The following is a 17,086-nucleotide window of genomic DNA, read 5'->3' on the forward strand; positions in this document are numbered from 1 at the left end:
AACCCGTTCAGTGAGCGAAGCGCGCCCCGGAGACACCGGGACGCGAACAGGGCCGCGGCATCCGCGGTCCGAGCACATAAGACAGTGTTCATAGGCAATAGTTCCTTTCTCTCCATTTCTTCACCCATCGTTTCCCCCTGTCCTCGTCGTGACCTCGCGCGATTCCGAATGGAGCCTGCGCGTTGGTCGACCCTGCCCTCGGGAGGCCGTTCCCCATGCGATTGCCGCCGCTGTCGCGGCTGGTCCGCTTCGCCGCGGTGGGCCTGGTCTGCTTCGCGATCCAGGCCGCATTGCTTGTGGCCCTGCACGGGGCCGGGACGCCGCAGACGCTCGCGAACGCGGTCGGCTTCCTCGCTTCGGCGCAGGTGAACTTCCTGCTCAGCACCTATTTCACGTGGCGCGACCGGCGACTGCCGCGCCTTCGCCGCAAGGCCTTGGCCGCGCGCTGGGTCGCGTTCCAGACCACCGTCGCGGTCAGCCTGGCCTGCAACACGGCCGTGTTCGCGCTGGTCTCGCAGTTCGCGCCTCCGGTGGCCGCCGCGGCCGTCGGGGTGGGCGCGGGCGCGCTGCTCACCTATCTCGCTTCCGACCACCTGATCTTCCGCCGCCGCGCGGCGGACCCCGAGCTCTTTGGAGACTCCCTTGACGATCATCGCCGAACAGCGGCTGCCGTTCCCGGCCCCGCCCGCGCCACCGCCGACGACTGAGGGCGTGGCCGTGGTCATGCCCGCCTACCGCGAGGAGGCGAACGTGGCCGCCACGGTGCGCGACTTCCTCAACGTCCTGGTCCGCGAGGGCGTCCCGCACGCCGTGATCGTGGTCGACGACGGCAGCGACGACGCGACCGGCGCGATCATCGCGCGCTTGGCCGCGGTCCACCCCGGGCGGGTCATCGCCGTCCACCACGAGCGGAACCTCGGCTACGGCGCGGCGGTGCGCACCGGCATCGAGGCCGCGCTGCGCCGCACCGGGTTCCGCGAGATCCTGCTGACCGACGCCGACTGCCAGTTCCGCGCCGAGGACCTGGTGGCCCTGCGCGAACGCAAGCGCGTCGAGCGCGCCGACGCGGTCATCGGCTACCGGGCCCGCCGCGCCGACCCGTGGCGGCGGCGGCTCAACGCCAAGGTGTGGACGATCCTGTGCAAGACGCTGCTGCGCGTCCCGGGCCGGGACGTCGACTGCGCGTACAAGCTCATCGACCGCTCGCTCCTGGCCGACGTGCGCCTCACCGGCGAGGCCGCGGCGATCTCTCCAGAACTGCTGTGCCGCATCACCTCCGACGGCGCGCGCATCGTCGAGCACCCGGTGGGCCACTACCCGAGGGAGCACGGCGAGCAGACCGGCGCGCGCCTGTCGGTGGTGCTCAAGTCGCTGGTGAGCCTGGCGGTCGTCTACGGCCACATGGTCCGCGACGCGCACCGCCTGGCCTGGCTGCGCCGCCTGACCGCCCCCAAGGACCCCGGCGCGGCCCTGGTGCTCCTCGCGGCGGTGGTCGCGAGCATCGCCGCGTACTTCTACTTCGCCGACCAGGGACTGCTGCTGGCATACAAGGACGCCAACTCGCATCTGCTCATCGCCAGACGCGTGGTCGACAGCCCCACCGCCGGGCTCGCGCAGCTCGGCGGCGTGTGGCTGCCGCTGCCGCACCTGCTGGCCGCGCCGCTCGCGGCCTGGGAGGTCCTGTACCTCAACGGGTTCGCGGGCGCGGCGGTCTCGATGATCGCCTACGTGGTCGCGGTGCGGTACCTGTTCGTCCACGCCAGGTCCCTCTCGGGGCACTGGGCCGGCGGCCTGGCCGCGGCCGGGCTGTTCGCGCTCAACCCGAACGTGCTGTACCTCCAGGCCACGGCCATGACCGAGCTGCTGCTGTTCGCGTGCGCTCTGGCCGCATTGCATCACCTGCACGAATGGTGCGTCGAAGCGCGGCTGCGGGACCTCACGCTCGCGTCGGTGGCGGTCCTGGCCGCGACGCTCACCAGATACGAGGGCTGGATCCTCCTCGGCGTGGCGGGCGCGATCGTGGTGTACACGGCGCTGCGCAGGCACCGCCGCTGGGCACACGCCGAAGGGTCCACCATGGTGTTCGGCTTCGTGGCCGGGGCCGGGGTCGTCGGGTGGATGGCCTGGAACCTGGCGATCTTCGGCGACCCGATGAACTGGAAGTCCGGCGAGTACGCCGACTCCTCGCTGTGGGTGGCCGAAGGCGAGGCCAACGTCGGCTCACTCCCCACCGCCGCCGAGACCTACGGACTCGCCTCGCTGCACAACCTCGGGATCGTCACGGCCGCACTGGGACTGGCGGGATTGATCGCCTACGCCGCGCACCACCGGCTGCGCCACGCGCGCCTGACCCCGTACGCGATGCTCGTCTTCGCGCCGTTCTTCGTGTGGGCGCTGTACACCGGTGAGCGCCCGCTGCACGTCGAAGAGGTCATGGGCGCGCTGTACAACGTCCGGTTCGGGCTCATCATGCTCATCCCGGCGGCGATCTTCGCCGGGTACCTCGTGGGCGTGCTGGCGCGCCGAGTCCGCGCGAACTGGGCTGCCGCGGTCCTCGCCGCCGTCACGATCGGCGGCGCGACCGTGGCCGTGGGCGGCGCGGTGACCTTGGACGAGGCCGCCGAGTACCGCACCAGCGGCTGGGAGGCCGACAACGCGGCCGTCGCGGCCTGGCTGAGGGAGCACCACGACGGCGGCACCACGCTGATGATGTCCTTCGAGAACGAGTCGGTGACCTTCGAGTCCCAGGTGCCCACCGGGTCCCTCGTCTACGAAGGGTCCTACCGGATCTGGGAGGAGGCCCTCGCCGACCCGCACGCGGCGGGGATCGAATGGATCTACATGAGGGCGACCCCGGGGTCGGAGGACGACGTGTGGGAGGCGTTGTGGGACACCGAGGCCCTTGAGGGCTACGAGCTGGTCTACGACGAAGGCGACCGCCTCGTCTATCGCGCCGCTGAGGGGAGCGGCGAGTGAACGCGCACGTCAAACGGGCCGACGCGGCCCCGCCGGAGTTCAGCGCCCAGCGGCTCCTCTCCCCCGGGCAGATCGCTCTGGCGCTCACCGTGACCGGATTGATCGCCGCCGCGATCGGGCTGCACCTGCTCACCGGGTTCGGGCCGAGCCCGCTGGGGTGGGCGCAGGCGGGCATGTTCGCGCTCATCGCGCTGTACCTGGCCGTCATCGGGTTCAAGATCGCGATGATCTGGGGCTCAGGGCGTTCGACGGCGATGCGCTTCGGGCCCGGGAGCCTGGAGACCCTCCCCGACGCCGAGCTGCCGCGCTACACCGTGCTCGTGCCGCTCTATCGCGAGGCCGCGGTGGTGCCCGAACTCGTCCGGCGCCTGTCCGCAATGGACTATCCACGGGAGAAGCTGGAGATCCTGCTCTTGGTCGAGGCCGACGACGGCGAGACGCGTGGGGCGCTCGCCGAACTCGACCTCTCCGGGGCGTTCCGCACCGTCATCGTGCCCGACACCGCGCCGAAGACGAAACCCAAGGCCTGCAACGTGGGTCTGGCCAGGGCGAGCGGTGAACTGTGCGTCATCTACGACGCCGAGGACCGGCCCGACCCGCAGCAGCTGCGCAAGGCGGCGCTGGCGTTCCGGCTCCTGCCCGAGCGGGTCGTGTGCGTCCAGGCCGAACTCCAGTACTGGAACCCGTGGACGAACTGGCTCACCCGCTGTTTCGCGGCCGAGTATGCCACCAACTTCAGCCTCACCCTCCACGGCATGGACCGCCACCGCCTCGCGATCCCCTTGGGCGGCACCTCGAACCACTTCCGGATCGACGCGCTGCGCGACCTCGGCGGCTGGGACCCGTTCAACGTCACCGAAGACGCCGACCTGGGCATTCGCATCGCCCGGCGCGGCTGGGACGTGCGGATGATCGTCTCGGTCACCGAGGAGGAGGCCAACTCGCGCCTCGGCAACTGGATCCGCCAGCGCAGCAGGTGGATCAAGGGGTATTTCCAGACGTGGCTGGTGCATTCGCGGCGGCCGGTGCGGATGGTGCGGGAGTTGGGGGTGCGCAAGGCGCTGGCGATTCATCTGACGCTCGGGTTCTCGACGGTGACGACGTTGATCAATCCGGTGATGTGGGCGTTGACGCTGTCGTATTTCGTGTTCGGTCCTGAGTGGATGGAGCCGTTGTTTCCGCCGGCGGTGCTGTACGGGGGCATGTTCGCGATGATCGCGGGGAACGCTTTGATGTGCTACGCGCTGATGCTGGGCTGCGTCAAGCGGGGTCTGTATCCGGCGGTGCGGGCGATGTTGACGGTGCCGTTGTACTGGGCGTTGATGAGTGTGGCGGCGTACAAGGCGGTGGGTCAGTTGGCGCGGCCGAGCAAGCGGCATTTCTGGGAGTTGACCGAGCACGGCCTGGACACGTCGGAGGCGACGCATGCGCGGTAGTTCGCTGCTGGTCGCGGTGGTCGCGGCGGCGTTGCTGGTGCCGGTGGGCGCTGCGGCGGCGCCGCCGGAGGAGTTCGAGCGGTTGCTCGTGGTCGACGGGCTGGAGGAGCCTACGGCGTTCCGGTTCACCCCGGATGGGGACATTCTGATCGCGGAGAAGAACGGTGCGATCGAGCTGATCGAGGACGGTGCGCTGCATGCGCATCCGCTGATCGAGCTGGCGACGGCGGGGTCTGACGAGCGGGGGCTCCTGGGCCTGGAGCTGGATCCGAATTTCGCTGAGAACGGGTTCGTGTACGTCGGGTATACGGCCGCGGACAATCTGGATCGGTTGAGTCGCTTCACGATGAGCGATCACGCGATCGACCCGGCGTCGGAGCTGGTGCTGCTCCAGTCGCAGCAGGACGCGAACGTGTTCCATCATTCGGGGAGTGTGGGGTTCGGGCCGGACGGGAAGCTGTACTGGGCGCTGGGCATGAACACGAACAACCAGAACTCGCCGAATCTGGGGAACGTGCACGGCAAGATGCACCGGATCAACGCCGACGGTTCGATCCCGGCGGACAACCCGTTCGTGGGCACGCCGGGTGCGGAGCCGTCGGTGTGGGCGTATGGGCTGCGGAATTCGTTCCGGTGGGATTTCGTCCCCAGTGGACCGAATGCGGGCGCGATCCTGGCCGGGGACGTGGGCGGCTCGGAGTTCGAGGAGTTGAACCTCATCGAGCGGGGCGCGAACTACGGCTGGCCGAGCGTCGAGGGCGTGTGCGCGGACTGCCCGTACGCGCAGCCTGTGTACACGTATCCGCATACGGAGCCGCCCGCGAGCGCGGGCTCGATCTCGGCCGTGGAGGTGTACGACGGCGGGCTGCTGGGCGCAGAGTTCGAGGACGCGGTGTTCTTCGCGGACTACACGCTGGGGTTCGTGCGGTATCTGAAGATGGACGCTTCGTTCGAGTCGGTGGTGTCGGTGCACGACTTCGACACCGAGGCGGGCACCCCGGTAGACCTGCGGACGGGCCCGGACGGGGCCTTGTATCAGCTGAACATCTACCCCGGTGAGCTGTACCGGATCGCGCCTTCGGGCGGGAACCGGACGCCGGTGGCGAAGGCGTCGGCGACCCCGGATTCGGGGTACGGGCCGCTTGAGGTGGCGTTCTCGTCGGCGGGGTCGGTCGATCCTGATGGGGACGCGCTGACATACGCGTGGGATTTCGGGGACGGTGCGACGTCGACCTCGGCGAACCCTGTGCATACGTATACCGATGACGGGGTCTATCAAGCCGTGCTCACGGTGGACGACGGCGAGAAGTCGGCGCAGGCGGTCGTCGAGGTGCAGGTGGGGAACACCAGACCGGAGGCGGTGATCCTCTCCCCCGGCCCCTTGACGTACAACGCCGGGGACACGATCGCCTTCACCGGGGAGGCCACCGACCTTGAGGACGGCGCGGTCGCGTCGATGTCGTGGACGGTGCAGTTCCACCACGCCGACCACGTGCACCCGTTCTACGGCCCGGCCGAGGGCGCGGGAGGCCAGTTCACGGTCCCTCGGGCGCCGCACGGCGCGGAGGGCACGTTCTACCGGATCACGTTGACCGCCACCGATAGTGGCGGGCTTGCGGATACCGCGTTCGTGGACGTGCTGCCGAACCTGGTCGACGTGACGATCGGGACCGACCCGCCGGGCCTGGCGTACACGCTCGACGGGCGGCCGTACACGTCGGCGGCCACGAAACGCATGGTCGTCGGCACACAGTACTCTCTCGGGGCCGAATCGCCGCAGTACGAAAGCGGGGAACGGTACCGGTTCGACGCGTGGTCGACCGGCGCGGACCGGCAGCACGTGTTCACCGTCCCCGGCGAGGACACGACGGTGACGGCGGCGTTCACCGAACTGCCCTACCCGCCCGCGCCTTGGGCATCCACGGACGTCGGCGAGCGGACGCAGCTGGGGCTGAGCAGTTACGACGACGGCGAGTTCACGCTCACCGGAGCGGGCTGGGACATCTGGGACGCCACCGACGAGTTCCACTTCGTGCACCAGACGCTCACAGGGGACGGGACGATCACGGCCCGGCTGACCTCACAGGAGGCCGAGCACCCTTGGGCGAAAGCCGGAGTGATGATCAAAGAGTCCACCGCCGAGGGAGCGACGTACGCGGCCGTGGCGGTCACCCCTGAGAACGGGGCGCACTTCCAGGCGGCGTTCGACTTCGACGGCGGCGGGTACGAGTACGCCGAAGGCGGTGCCTGGCTGCGGTTGACGCGCTCGGGCGATGACTTCACCGGGGAGCTGTCGGCGGACGGTTCGACTTGGACGGCGATCGGGACGGCGGTAGTGCCGATGTCGGAGACCGCCGAGATCGGGCTGTTCGCGACCTCGCACGACAACACGCAGTTCTCCACGGTCGTGTTCGACTCGGTGGCGGTGGATGCGGGCGATCCGGCCTGGACCTGTCTGGACGTGGGAGAACCGGCGCTAGCGGGCAGTGGTGTTCTCGATGCCGGGACTTGGACGGTCACGGGCGCTGGCGACGACATCTGGGGCGAGGCCGATCAGTTCCACTACTGCCACCAGGCGCTGGCGGGCGACGGCGAGATCGTGGCGAGGGTCGATTCGCTTGAGGCCGAGAACGATTGGGCGAAGGCCGGAGTGATGGTCAAGGCCGGCGTGGAGCCTGGAGCGGACTACGTGGCGGCGATGGCGACGGGCACCGAAGGGGTCCACATGCAGACCGGGTTCGACACCGACGTCAGCGGGCCTGCGGTGGACGCGCCGGTGTGGTTGCGCTTGGTCCGGGCGGGCGCGACGGTGACGGCGTACCACTCGCCAAACGGCGTTACATGGGTACCGTTCGCAAGCGCCGCTTTGGAAGGCCCTGCGACAGTGGGGCTCTTCATGACCTCCCATGACGGCAGCGCGTTGGGGACTGCGGTGTTCTCGACGGTGGCGGTGCGCAATGCGGCCCCGATGGTTCCGGTGCCTTGGAGTTGCGGCGATGTGGGGAGTCCCGTGCGACCTGGAGCGGCAGTGTTCGAGGAAGGGGTTTGGACAGTCACGGGGGCCGGTGACGACATCTGGGCCGACGCGGACCAGTTCCACTTCTGCCATCAAGTGCTGGAAGAGGACGGCCAGATCACGGCCCGGGTGGTGTCGCAGGAGGACACGAACGACTGGGCAAAAGCGGGAGTAATGGTCAAGGCGAGCACCGAAACCGGAAGTCCCTACGCGGCATTGATGGTCACCCCGGCAAACGGAGTACACCTGCAATCGGGGTTTGACATGGATGTGGAGGGCCCGGAGGTGGGGGCACCGGTGTGGCTGCGGCTGAGCCGAAGCGGGGACGTTGTGGCCGCTTCATGGTCAACAAACGGCACAACCTGGACCGAAATCGGCACAACAGAGCTACCAGGCGAAGCAGTAGTGGGCCTCTTCGTCACGTCCCACAACGGCTCAACCCCAAGCACAGTGGAATTCGACTCGGTCACGGTCACCTAATCGGCTGCTAGAGGCCCGCGGAAGCCTCCAGCACCCAAAAAGCCGCTCAGGGCGAACGGGACGCCCTGAGCGGCACAACTCTGCCCACCGACGGCAGAGCAAGACGAACATCTGCAACCCGCCACTAGAGTCGACTTGTGTCCTCGCCCGATCCCCTGCCCGCTGCGATCGACCAGCTCTACGCCGCATTCGTCTTCTTGCCGCGGCCGACCACGATCGACTGGTGTCACCACTGCCGATCTGAAAGCGACGTCGCCGCGCTCCTCAAGCCCACCCCGCTACGTGAAATATCCGCGCAAGCACTCCGCCCGTACGCCGCCCATGTCCTGACCACTATTGGGGATGTCGCCGACTTCCGTTACTTCCTCCCGCGAATCCTCGAAATCGCCAGCACCACCGGTTTCCCCTGGCCCGATCTCGACCTCCTGACCGACCGCCTCCACCTCGCCTCATGGTCGACCTGGGACGTCGAAGAGACCACCGCCATCCAAGCGCTCTTTCGCGCCCTCTGGGCCAAGACCCTCGCAACGTATCCCAGCGACCCCGACGCCTTCACCATCTTGAATGCGATCGGCAACATCAGGATCGATCCCGCCCCCTACCTCCACGAATGGACCGCATCGCTGATGCGCCCATCTGCGGCGGCCGCCCTCCTCGACATGCTGCGGCACTCGCCCCTGCCTCTGAAGCGCACAGAGCGATCCACCGATCCCCGTTTGCATGATCACGAAGCACAGATAGCCCGATGGGTCACCAGCCCCAAGCTGAGAACCACCGTTGCCGAGACGTTCGCAACCGCCAATACCGAAGTGCTGCTACAGACCCTGGCGGACATCGACGAGGAACTCACCTGGTACCCATCACCTGAGTCATACACTCAGCGGTAAAAACCTGAAACCAGCAAGTCGTTCGCGAGTGAGGTCAAGCGCGGCCATTCCCGGGACTCAGCCAGCGAGGCCTGAAGTTGTGCTTCAACCTCGCTGCTGCCCGGTGATCGCGGGTCGAGACCAGGGTGCCGTCAACGATAAGGACACCATGGTCTCGTCCGCCGCACTGATCATGCCTGGAGCGCGGGCGAGATCGTATGTGCCCCGGCAGTCTGGGGGTTTCGATTAGTTCAGGTCGATGGCTCCGACCACTTGCCCGGCGAATTCCTGACCGGTCAGCTCGAATCCCATCCTGCGGTAGAAGCCCTCGGGGCCGGCCGCGCCGGTCTTCCACATCACCGTGGCCCGTTTCGAGCCGCGCCGCCGCGCCTCGTCGAGCACGGCCTCGACCGCGAAACGACCGAGGCCGCCCCGCTGATGCCGAGCACTGACGTTGAGCCGCCAGATGCCGCAGCGGAAGAACTCGATCGCGGCATCCGGGTCGAACCCGCCCATCACGAACGCCGCCGGTTCGTCACCGACGTACACCAGACGCGGCCACGCCGCCTGCGGGGACGCGTAAGCCTCGGCCAGCGACACCGCGACCGGAGCCACGAAATCCTCCTGCTCAGGCTTGACCTTGATCTGACAGGCCAGGTCGACGTTATCGGGCGTGATGGTCGCAATCCGGAGTGCATCATTCATGCCCCCCAACCTAAAGACCTGCCCCAAGACACGCAACCACGCAGCGGGCCACTTCACAAAGCCGACCGCGAACCCACACGACAGACTCCTGTGCCACAACATCAACTTCCAAGACGACAGCACATCACCATGGCCATGCCCGCCCACGCCTTCCTCACCTTCACCGCCGCGACAGTGGCGATGAGCTCAGGATGCATTTCGCTCACGGCCACCGGGCAAACGGTTCCACCAGAGGCACCACTCGATCAAGCTCAACCACATAGCCGAGCACAGGATGAGCGCAGTCGCCGCCTTCAGCGTCCATCAATACCGGCTTGCCCAGCCGTCGACCAATACCAGTGAGGAACTCACAGAACAAGTCAAGTCGCTCCTGCCCCTGCAACTCCCGCAGGTTGACATCAAAGTCGACAGCGTCAGCCGAGTAAAAGCGGAAGATCGCCAGAACTTCAGCAGTGAGCCAGACGCTCAGCTGAGCGGATTCAGCGTCGGCAGGGCGAGACAATACCGCTCGCGCTGACGGTAGCGGCAGCACCGAGGTCCCTTCGGAATACTCGTGCTGCCACCTGCGCTCTGCGACCAAGTCGAGGACCGCCTGCCAATCCTCAACGGAGGCGCCAGGCACCAGCACATCAGGCAACGCCCCCATCAGATCAGGGTCGAAGAAGCCCCTCACATCATCCCATCGCAGATCGGCCACCTGCTCATCCTGCGCCGAAACGCTTTCCCACGCAACGAAGCATGGCTGTAGTGCTAGCCCTACAGCCATGCTTCGTTGTGCGGCCGCTGTTGGCGCGTCGAGCTGGGGCATACTGTCGCTGCTCTTGCAGGCGACTGAGGAGGCTAGGAGCTCAACGCCTACTCTCAAATGGTGCAGCTGCCGCAGGATCGCTCGACCCTCGCTCATACCGTGGCGGGCGCCTTCCCAGCTCATCTTTCCGAAGACGCCGGAAAGGTTCTGGCGGTCCTGCCCGAAACACGGTTTCCCCCGACGAGGCACTTCGAGGCCGAGGTGCGAGGCGAGATCGTCGCTCTTCCCGCACGCCTCTACAACGAAGAACCGGACGCCGCTTCAGTGCGGCGCTTGAACCGAACCCAGCAGGAGATGCTGCATTGCCTGTACACCAGGCAAAGCGACGGACACGTCCGACAGCGGCACCTCGAAACGATTCTGGAGTCGATGCAGCCGTGGATAGTTCCGTTCGTGATGCGGTTGACCGGCGAGTACGTGCTGGAGATCCTTGAGGTGATCCGGGAGGGACTCGACGACCTTGCGGTCGCGGGCTCGGCCCGACGCAGCCTGTACGGAGAGTTCATCGCGCACAACCCGATGTTCTTCGCACGCACAGAACGGCGAGTGGTGAGCTACTGGACGTGCTACTACCGCGGGGACTACCCGGAGTTCGGCACCTATCCGGGATCCGCCCTGATGGAAGCATTCCGAGCCGCAGCCACCGAATACTCAGGCAGGCAATGGCCCCGCAACACCCCAGCTCCTTCGGCAGTGCGGCGGCCGACCGGCTTGGACATCGTCTAGACGGTTGATGCGCGCTGGCGTGTCGGTGCTTGGCGTTTGGGTGGGGGCGTGTAATGGTTTCAGCACGCGTGTATCACGCGGTTTGAGCGACAACTGAATACAAACGCGGCGGGCTGCCTCAGGCCTTGGCAGATCTCTGGCAGCCCGCCCCTTACCAGAGAGGAGACCTCTCGTGGTCTCGTTCAGCGTACGCCATGACCCGGTCCCGGCCTCGGTCAAAATCGACCTCGAACTCCACAAGCCCTACCGCACCTGGCTCGGCTTCGGTCGCCTGCGATGCGAGTGGTGCCACCACAAGTGGGGCGCCCATGGCTGCCCGCAGCGCCGCTCGGCGATCAAGCTGCTGGCCTCGCGCATCAACTCCGACTCGTTGCGCGACGTGCTCACCACCCTCGTCGGCTTCTCCTGGGGCGGTGCGGCATGAACCCCGAACGCATCGTGTTGGGTCGCTTCACGCTCCAGCACCGCCGCATCGAGGTCTACCAGATCGCCGGAGGCTCCACGACCTCCGTGCGCCTGCGCCGCATCGACCCCGACCCACCCGTCGACCTCGGCTACATCAACCGCATCGGCTCCCCCTTCGCCCGCCTCCACCTCTACCGCGCCGAATGGTCCGTCACCTTGCGCCGCAACGCGAAAGACAAAGCAACCGCGATCTGGCACCACGCCGCCCGCCACGAAGCGGAGGTCGAAGGATGAGCCTGCAATTCATCAACCACTACCCGCTCATCGGCACCGCCGACATCGACGGCTTCACCCTCGACTTCGCATGGGTCTGGCAACACCCGTCCCTCCGCATCACCTTCACCGAGAACAACGTCCTCCTCGGCCGCGTCACCCACCTCGACGGCCTCCCCCGCCTCGTCCCCGGCTCCCAAGGCCACGGCTGGCTCGGCCAAGACGACCCGGCCCGCACCCGAGCCATCCTCGACTGCGCCATCAACCACTGGCGCACCAAGGAGCGCATGTTCCGCACCTGCGAAGGCTGAACCGCATTCCCGTCCGCGTCCCCGAGGCTCTCAAGGCCGTGGGGGCGCGTTAACCCGTCGCCGAAAGGTCGCTTTTCTGCCATGATCCGAGCCATGAACGAACCCCTCCCCGCCCGACAGGTTCGGGCGGTCTACGACGCCGAGACGATCACCGTCTATCAGGCCTACGATCCGCACATCGCCGAACCGGCCCTCGCCGCGCAGACGTTCGTCTCGCCGTTCAAACGCGAGCGGATGACCTGGATCAAGCCCTCGTTCCTGTGGATGATGTACCGCTCTGGCTGGGCCACCAAGCCCGGCCAGACGCGCGTGCTCGCCATCGCCGTCTCTCGCAACGGCTTCGCCTGGGCCCTGGACAACTCGTGCGGCAGCACACCCGCCGCCGACGAGACCCATGAAGCCTGGAAGGCCCGCCTCGCCGCGTCACCGGTCCGCGTCCAGTGGGACCCCGAACGCGACCTCCAGCTCAACCGCCTCGACTACCGAGCGATCCAAATAGGACTTTCAGGCGAAGCCGTCCACCGCTACGTGGACGAATGGATCACCGCGATCACCGACATCACCCCACTGGCCCACCAGATCGCAGCCCACCTCAACAAGGGCGACACCGCCACAGCTCGGGACCTACTCCCCACAGAACGCCCGTACCCCTAGCTCCAGCCACGGCGGTACGCTCGAAACTACCTGGCGATTGGGGCATTTCGGATGGGCGACTTGGTGATCGACGAGGAACTGGTTCGATCGCTGCTGCGGGCGCAGCAGCCCGAACTGGCCGACCGGGACCTCATGGCGGTGCCCGGCGGCGGGAACAACCGGATCTGGCGATTGGGCGAGGATCTCGCCGTCAGGCTGCCGCGAACGGACCGCGCCGCGAGGCTCGTGGAACAGGAGCACCGCTGGGTACCCGAACTCGCACCGCACCTGCCCATACCCGTCCCAGTGCCGGTCCACCTGGGCGCTCCTTCCGACCGGTTCGACCGGCCGTGGATCGTGACCACCTGGATCGAAGGCGAGCCGGGAGACCAGCGCCCGATCACGAACGGGCCGGCCGCGGCCGCGTCCCTGGCCGCGTTCATGCGTGCGCTTCACCGCGAGGCCCCGAAGGATGCGCCGTTCAACCGGGGCCGCAGCGTACCGCTGGTCGAGTTCGCCGATTACTTCACGAGATGCCTCCAGGTGGTCACCGCCCCGGACGCCGCCGCGAGGGCCCGCGAGGTCTGGGAGCAGGCCGTCACGGCACCGCCGTGGCCCGCCGCTCCATCATGGATCCACGCTGATCTGCACCCGTCGAACATCGTCGTGGCCGAGGGAACACTCGCGGGCGTCCTCGATTTCGGCGAGCTCTGCGCAGGAGACCCCGCCACGGACCTCGCCTCCGCCTGGATGCTGCTTCCCCAAGCGGCCCTGACGGAATGCATCGAGGCCTACGGAAACGCCGACGAGGCGATGATCCACCGCGCCCGCGGCTGGGCCGTGATGCGCAGCGTCGCCTTCATCGCGATCGGCCTCGCGGGAGAACGAGGCGAATCCTGGGGCATGCCAACCTGGAAACGAGTAGGCGAGGCCGCCCTTGACCGCGCGCTGGCCGACCAGAAGTTCCGCTAGAAAGCCGAGTCCTCGGACTCGGCTTCACACCCGGCCACACCATGACCCCGTAACAGCCTGATTCCACCACTCCGCATCAATGAAGCCGAGGTTCAAGCGGCGGCGACAACGAGCCAGCCGAAACCCAGGGGTGATCCTCGTGGCCGGGCTCGTTCGGGCCGGGGTTCGGCGGCGGCGACCGAAAGGTGAGCGGGTCGGCCGCTCACGCGTAGTGCTCGACGAGCTGCCGGGCGAGTTCCTTCATGCGTGCGACCGCCTCTGGCGGGTCGGTGACGGTGGCCGTGTCGGCGAACGCCAGAACGTGGCGCACGTCCTCGAGGACGCGGCATCGCAGCACCGCGTGCCGCCATCCGTCCGCCTCCGGCTCGCCGATCGTCAAGCGCGACCCGAGAATGCGCCGTGCCCGCTCCACCTGGTACTCCTGGATGCGAAGGCGCACTTCGAGGTCCCCGGCGGTCTCCCATCCCGAGGTCAGCTCGGCGGCGACCGCGGCGAGGTCGGTGCCGGGGCGCAGTCTCCTGTTGGTGCGCAGCGGCTCCCACCGGACGACCCGCTGGAGATTGAGCAGCCGTGGCCGGCCCTCCTCGTCAGCCACCAGGTACCAGCGTCCGCCTTTCGCCAAGAGCCCGTACGGGTCCACCGTCCGCCACACGGCCGCCTGGCCCTCGCGCTCGTATCGGACCTTGAGCCGGACCCCGCGGCGCAGGTCGCCGATGAGCGCCGCGGGGGAGACTCCCGCGGGCTCGGGTCCGAACCAGGGCCGGTTGTCGCTGATGACGAGGTCGCCCACCGGCAGCAGGTCGTCGGCGGGACGCGTCCCGGTCAGCTTGCGCAGTGCACGGCCGCTGACCTCCTCGACGCCCAAGCGCCGCCGCTGGTCCGGGTCGAGCCCGGTGAGCGCCAGGTGCTCGCGCTCGCGCGGGGACAGGCGGCTGGTGTCGAGGGCGCCACCGGGGAGCATCGAGACGCCGCCGTAGCGGCCTCGGCGCGCCACGACCGGGAAGCCCGCGTCCTGGAGCCAGCGCAGGTCCCGCATCACCGTCCGATCGGACACGCCGGTCTGGGCCGCGAGCGCGGCGACCGTGGTGTCCGGCCGCGATTGCAGGGCCAGGAGCAGGGAGAAGAACCGCTCAGGAGTCATGTCGCGATTCTCCCAGAGAACCTGACACATCCTGTCGTATTTGACGGCTACGGTGGCACTCCCAACGGAAAGGAGGGCACCATGCCCGCACCGAATCTCTTCATCGTCTACGTCGCCGACGCCCAGGCCTCGGCCCGCTTCTACGGCGACCTGTTCGACCTCGAACCAGTCTTCGAAACCCCGGCATACATCTCATTCGACCTCGGCGGCGGCATCGGCTTCTCGCTATGGAGCCGCTCAGGCGTGGACTTCACCGCAAACCCGGTGCGCACCAGCGAACTGTGCATCGCGGTCAGCCGCGACTCGAACGAAGTCGACACGCTCCACGAAGAGTGGAAAACCAAGGGCGTCACGATCGTCACCGCCCCACACGACGACGGCTTCGGCCGCACATTCGTAGCCGCCGACCCCGACGGCAACCTCATCCGCGTCGCACCACTCGACTGACCCCGGCCATACGCCACCCCCGGGCCCGCTCGGGCCTGGGTTAGAGCGGCGGCGACAACGGGGTGCGTGGCCGGTTCTGGCTGGTGCTCAGCTTTCCGCGGCGGGTGGGCCCGGGTTTCTTGGCGGCGACAACGAGGCGGGCGGCGGCCTGGGGCCGGTTTTCGTGGCCGGGTTCGTTTGGGTCGGGGTTAGTGCGGCGGCGACAAAAGGGTGAGCGGGAGCCGGGGTTGGTTTGCGTGGCGGGGTTGGGTTGGTGGCGCGGCTTGTGGGGGCTGTGACCTGGGAATATGAGTAGTCTTTCCCCTTGTGGGTGATGACAGTGTGCTTGGGTGGTTCTATCATTGAACCAGTACAAAGAAGCGAAATCAGCCGCATTGTTTGAGGAGGTGTTTCCGATGGCAACCGACACTGTGACCCGCACGGAGAAGTCCACTGCCATCCACACGCTCCTCGATGACGCCGCGACTGCGATCAATGATTTCCATGCCCGTGTGCTCGCGGCGGTGATTGAGGCGCAGGCGTGGAAGATCCACCGTGATGTCGACGGGTATTCGGGGCTGCGGGATTGGTTGTGTGCGAAGTTCGACTTCCATACCCGCACTGCCGCTGACATCGCTGCGATCGCCCGGCTCTCCCGCAAGTTCCAGGTCCTGTCTGGTGCTGCGACTGCTGGGGCGGCTCGGATTGATCAAGTGGCGTTCGCCGTCCGCCAGTTGGACCGGACTCCGGCGATGCGCTTGTTCGCCCGCACCCCCTTCCGTGTCCCGGTCGTCTCCCCCTTCGATCAGTCGGTTTCCTGCGAGACGCCCGAGGCATTGATCGCTGAGTACTGCGCCCATGCCCCGTTCAAGGACCTCCAGCGGCATCTCGATGAACTTGCCGCACACTTGGCCGAGGAAACCGAGCTGCTCGAAACCCTTGGGGAGCAGTCGCTCCAATGGATCGAGTTGGTCGAGACCGGCAACGGCATGTGGTCCCTGTCGGGAGAGCTCGCCGATGAGACGGGCCGGTTGCTCGACAAGTATTTGAAGACCGCGTGCCCGCCCCCGCGCCAAGAAGAGCAGGACAGTGAAGGTGTGCTCCCGGCGAAGGCGAACCGGGATGCCGAAGCCCTCCACCAGCTCTTGGCCGGATACGGCACCAGCCCCGAAGCAGTGAAGCGCCACGGCCACACCGCGACCCTTGACTTGGCTGTCGATATTGAGACGTTGCAGGGCAAGGACACTGACCGGATCCCGACCTTGGAAGGCCGCCCGGTCTCGGTCGCTCAGGCCCGCCGCCTCGCCTGCGAAGCCGGGATCATCCCCTCAGTATTCAACTACGCCACCGGTGAAGCCATCGAACTCGGCCGCGCCGCCCGCCTCCCCAACACCGCCCTCCGCAGGAAGCTCGAACTCGAGCAACCCCAGGGTTGCGCTTGGTACGGCTGTCACCGGCCGATCGCCTGGACCGAAGCCCACCACATCCAACACTGGGCCGACGGCGGCGACACCACCGCCGACAACCTCATCCTGTTGTGCCGCTTCCATCACGGCCGCATCCACACCCAAGGCTGGACAGTCGAGAAAACCGGCCCCGGCCAAGCACTCATCACTCACCACGACCACGACACGACCGGCACCGCTGCCTTCGAAGGCGCGACCGGATGTGGCTGCGAAGACTGGCGCACCGACGCCGACATGGACGCGGAGAACCAAGACTCGGATTGGGATGTGTTCCCCACCGGCCTCTACCGAACCGAATGGCCCCAGACCATGAAACCGGACCTGGACGCCAGAGCCGAAGCGGTCTCAAGGGAACGAGCACACGCTGCTCTCAAGAAAGCGAAGGCGCGATGCAGGGAACGCTTCGCCACCCCCACCACCAAACAACAGGCCTAACAGCCTGGGGC

General features: G+C 67.3%; 16 protein-coding genes. 13 read left to right on the forward strand and 3 right to left on the reverse strand.

Annotated elements, in window-relative coordinates; all coding sequences use genetic code 11:
* Nucleotides 1-215 precede the first annotated feature (215 nt).
* The 5 genes from AB0B28_RS12820 to AB0B28_RS12840 all read left to right on the forward strand — a co-directional run bounded on the left by AB0B28_RS12820 (nt 216) and on the right by AB0B28_RS12840 (nt 8,795).
* Nucleotides 216-707, forward strand: coding sequence for a GtrA family protein (locus AB0B28_RS12820; RefSeq protein WP_360120223.1), 492 nt, complete (start codon nt 216-218; stop codon nt 705-707).
* On the forward strand, nt 643-2,976 hold the full coding sequence (locus AB0B28_RS12825; protein ID WP_360120225.1) for a glycosyltransferase: 2,334 nt from the start codon (nt 643-645) through the stop codon (nt 2,974-2,976). Before AB0B28_RS12820 ends, AB0B28_RS12825 begins: the two co-directional genes overlap by 65 nt.
* Nucleotides 2,973-4,412, forward strand: coding sequence for a glycosyltransferase (locus tag AB0B28_RS12830; RefSeq protein WP_360120227.1), 1,440 nt, complete (start codon nt 2,973-2,975; stop codon nt 4,410-4,412). Before AB0B28_RS12825 ends, AB0B28_RS12830 begins: the two co-directional genes overlap by 4 nt.
* Nucleotides 4,402-7,908, forward strand: coding sequence for a PQQ-dependent sugar dehydrogenase (locus AB0B28_RS12835; RefSeq protein WP_360120229.1), 3,507 nt, complete (start codon nt 4,402-4,404; stop codon nt 7,906-7,908). The genes AB0B28_RS12830 and AB0B28_RS12835 overlap by 11 nt, the downstream gene beginning before the upstream one ends.
* A gap of 137 nt (nt 7,909-8,045) precedes the next feature.
* Nucleotides 8,046-8,795 (forward strand): hypothetical protein, encoded by a 750-nt coding sequence (locus AB0B28_RS12840; protein ID WP_360120231.1) that lies wholly within the window; start codon nt 8,046-8,048, stop codon nt 8,793-8,795.
* A 225-nt stretch (nt 8,796-9,020) separates the two neighbouring features.
* Here the strand turns inward: AB0B28_RS12840 and AB0B28_RS12845 are convergent, their stop codons facing one another.
* On the reverse strand, nt 9,021-9,479 hold the full coding sequence (locus AB0B28_RS12845; RefSeq protein ID WP_360120233.1) for a GNAT family N-acetyltransferase: 459 nt from the start codon (nt 9,477-9,479) through the stop codon (nt 9,021-9,023).
* A gap of 202 nt (nt 9,480-9,681) precedes the next feature.
* Nucleotides 9,682-10,176 (reverse strand): hypothetical protein, encoded by a 495-nt coding sequence (locus tag AB0B28_RS12850; RefSeq protein ID WP_360120235.1) that lies wholly within the window; start codon nt 10,174-10,176, stop codon nt 9,682-9,684.
* Nucleotides 10,177-10,344: 168 nt separating this feature from the next.
* Between AB0B28_RS12850 and AB0B28_RS12855 the strand changes: the two genes are divergently transcribed.
* The 6 genes from AB0B28_RS12855 (at nt 10,345) to AB0B28_RS12880 (ending at nt 13,607) form a co-directional block, all read left to right on the forward strand.
* Nucleotides 10,345-11,013 carry a hypothetical protein gene (locus AB0B28_RS12855; RefSeq protein WP_360120237.1) on the forward strand — a complete coding sequence of 223 codons (669 nt, stop codon included), beginning with the start codon at nt 10,345-10,347 and terminating at the stop codon, nt 11,011-11,013.
* Nucleotides 11,014-11,185: 172 nt separating this feature from the next.
* Nucleotides 11,186-11,437 (forward strand): hypothetical protein, encoded by a 252-nt coding sequence (locus AB0B28_RS12860; protein ID WP_360120239.1) that lies wholly within the window; start codon nt 11,186-11,188, stop codon nt 11,435-11,437.
* Nucleotides 11,434-11,712: a hypothetical protein gene (locus AB0B28_RS12865; RefSeq protein ID WP_360120241.1), complete on the forward strand. Its 279-nt coding sequence runs from the start codon at nt 11,434-11,436 to the stop codon at nt 11,710-11,712. The genes AB0B28_RS12860 and AB0B28_RS12865 overlap by 4 nt, the downstream gene beginning before the upstream one ends.
* Complete coding sequence (locus AB0B28_RS12870) at nt 11,709-12,002, forward strand: hypothetical protein (protein ID WP_360120243.1); 294 nt, start codon at nt 11,709-11,711, stop codon at nt 12,000-12,002. Before AB0B28_RS12865 ends, AB0B28_RS12870 begins: the two co-directional genes overlap by 4 nt.
* A gap of 93 nt (nt 12,003-12,095) precedes the next feature.
* On the forward strand, nt 12,096-12,656 hold the full coding sequence (locus tag AB0B28_RS12875; protein WP_360120245.1) for a DUF4291 domain-containing protein: 561 nt from the start codon (nt 12,096-12,098) through the stop codon (nt 12,654-12,656).
* A gap of 51 nt (nt 12,657-12,707) precedes the next feature.
* On the forward strand, nt 12,708-13,607 hold the full coding sequence (locus AB0B28_RS12880) for an aminoglycoside phosphotransferase family protein (protein ID WP_360120247.1): 900 nt from the start codon (nt 12,708-12,710) through the stop codon (nt 13,605-13,607).
* A gap of 202 nt (nt 13,608-13,809) precedes the next feature.
* On the opposite strand, the gene AB0B28_RS12885 is transcribed toward AB0B28_RS12880, so the two are convergent.
* The gene (locus tag AB0B28_RS12885) at nt 13,810-14,748 is read right to left on the reverse strand and encodes a WYL domain-containing protein (RefSeq protein ID WP_360120249.1); all 939 of its coding nucleotides are present in this window, start codon (nt 14,746-14,748) and stop codon (nt 13,810-13,812) included.
* Between the two features lie 81 nt (nt 14,749-14,829).
* Between AB0B28_RS12885 and AB0B28_RS12890 the strand changes: the two genes are divergently transcribed.
* The gene (locus tag AB0B28_RS12890; protein ID WP_360120251.1) at nt 14,830-15,195 is read left to right on the forward strand and encodes a VOC family protein; all 366 of its coding nucleotides are present in this window, start codon (nt 14,830-14,832) and stop codon (nt 15,193-15,195) included.
* A gap of 395 nt (nt 15,196-15,590) precedes the next feature.
* Complete coding sequence (locus AB0B28_RS12895) at nt 15,591-17,075, forward strand: DUF222 domain-containing protein (RefSeq protein ID WP_360120253.1); 1,485 nt, start codon at nt 15,591-15,593, stop codon at nt 17,073-17,075.
* Nucleotides 17,076-17,086 lie beyond the last annotated feature (11 nt).

Origin of the sequence: Glycomyces sp. NPDC046736 (assembly GCF_040645615.1) — a bacterium.
Lineage (GTDB): Bacteria > Actinomycetota > Actinomycetes > Mycobacteriales > Micromonosporaceae > Glycomyces.

Bases quoted from the DNA above. Each gene is read 5' to 3' on its own strand.
- AB0B28_RS12820 (WP_360120223.1), top strand. From the start codon at position 216: ATGCGATTGCCGCCGCTGTCGCGGCTGGTCCGCTTCGCCGCGGTGGGC.
- AB0B28_RS12835 (WP_360120229.1), top strand. From the start codon at position 4,402: ATGCGCGGTAGTTCGCTGCTGGTCGCGGTGGTCGCGGCGGCGTTGCTG.
- AB0B28_RS12845 (WP_360120233.1), bottom strand. From the start codon at position 9,479: ATGAATGATGCACTCCGGATTGCGACCATCACGCCCGATAACGTCGAC.
- AB0B28_RS12855 (WP_360120237.1), top strand. From the start codon at position 10,345: ATGGTGCAGCTGCCGCAGGATCGCTCGACCCTCGCTCATACCGTGGCG.
- AB0B28_RS12865 (WP_360120241.1), top strand. From the start codon at position 11,434: ATGAACCCCGAACGCATCGTGTTGGGTCGCTTCACGCTCCAGCACCGC.
- AB0B28_RS12870 (WP_360120243.1), top strand. From the start codon at position 11,709: ATGAGCCTGCAATTCATCAACCACTACCCGCTCATCGGCACCGCCGAC.
- AB0B28_RS12875 (WP_360120245.1), top strand. From the start codon at position 12,096: ATGAACGAACCCCTCCCCGCCCGACAGGTTCGGGCGGTCTACGACGCC.
- AB0B28_RS12880 (WP_360120247.1), top strand. From the start codon at position 12,708: ATGGGCGACTTGGTGATCGACGAGGAACTGGTTCGATCGCTGCTGCGG.
- AB0B28_RS12885 (WP_360120249.1), bottom strand. From the start codon at position 14,748: ATGACTCCTGAGCGGTTCTTCTCCCTGCTCCTGGCCCTGCAATCGCGG.
- AB0B28_RS12890 (WP_360120251.1), top strand. From the start codon at position 14,830: ATGCCCGCACCGAATCTCTTCATCGTCTACGTCGCCGACGCCCAGGCC.
- AB0B28_RS12895 (WP_360120253.1), top strand. From the start codon at position 15,591: ATGGCAACCGACACTGTGACCCGCACGGAGAAGTCCACTGCCATCCAC.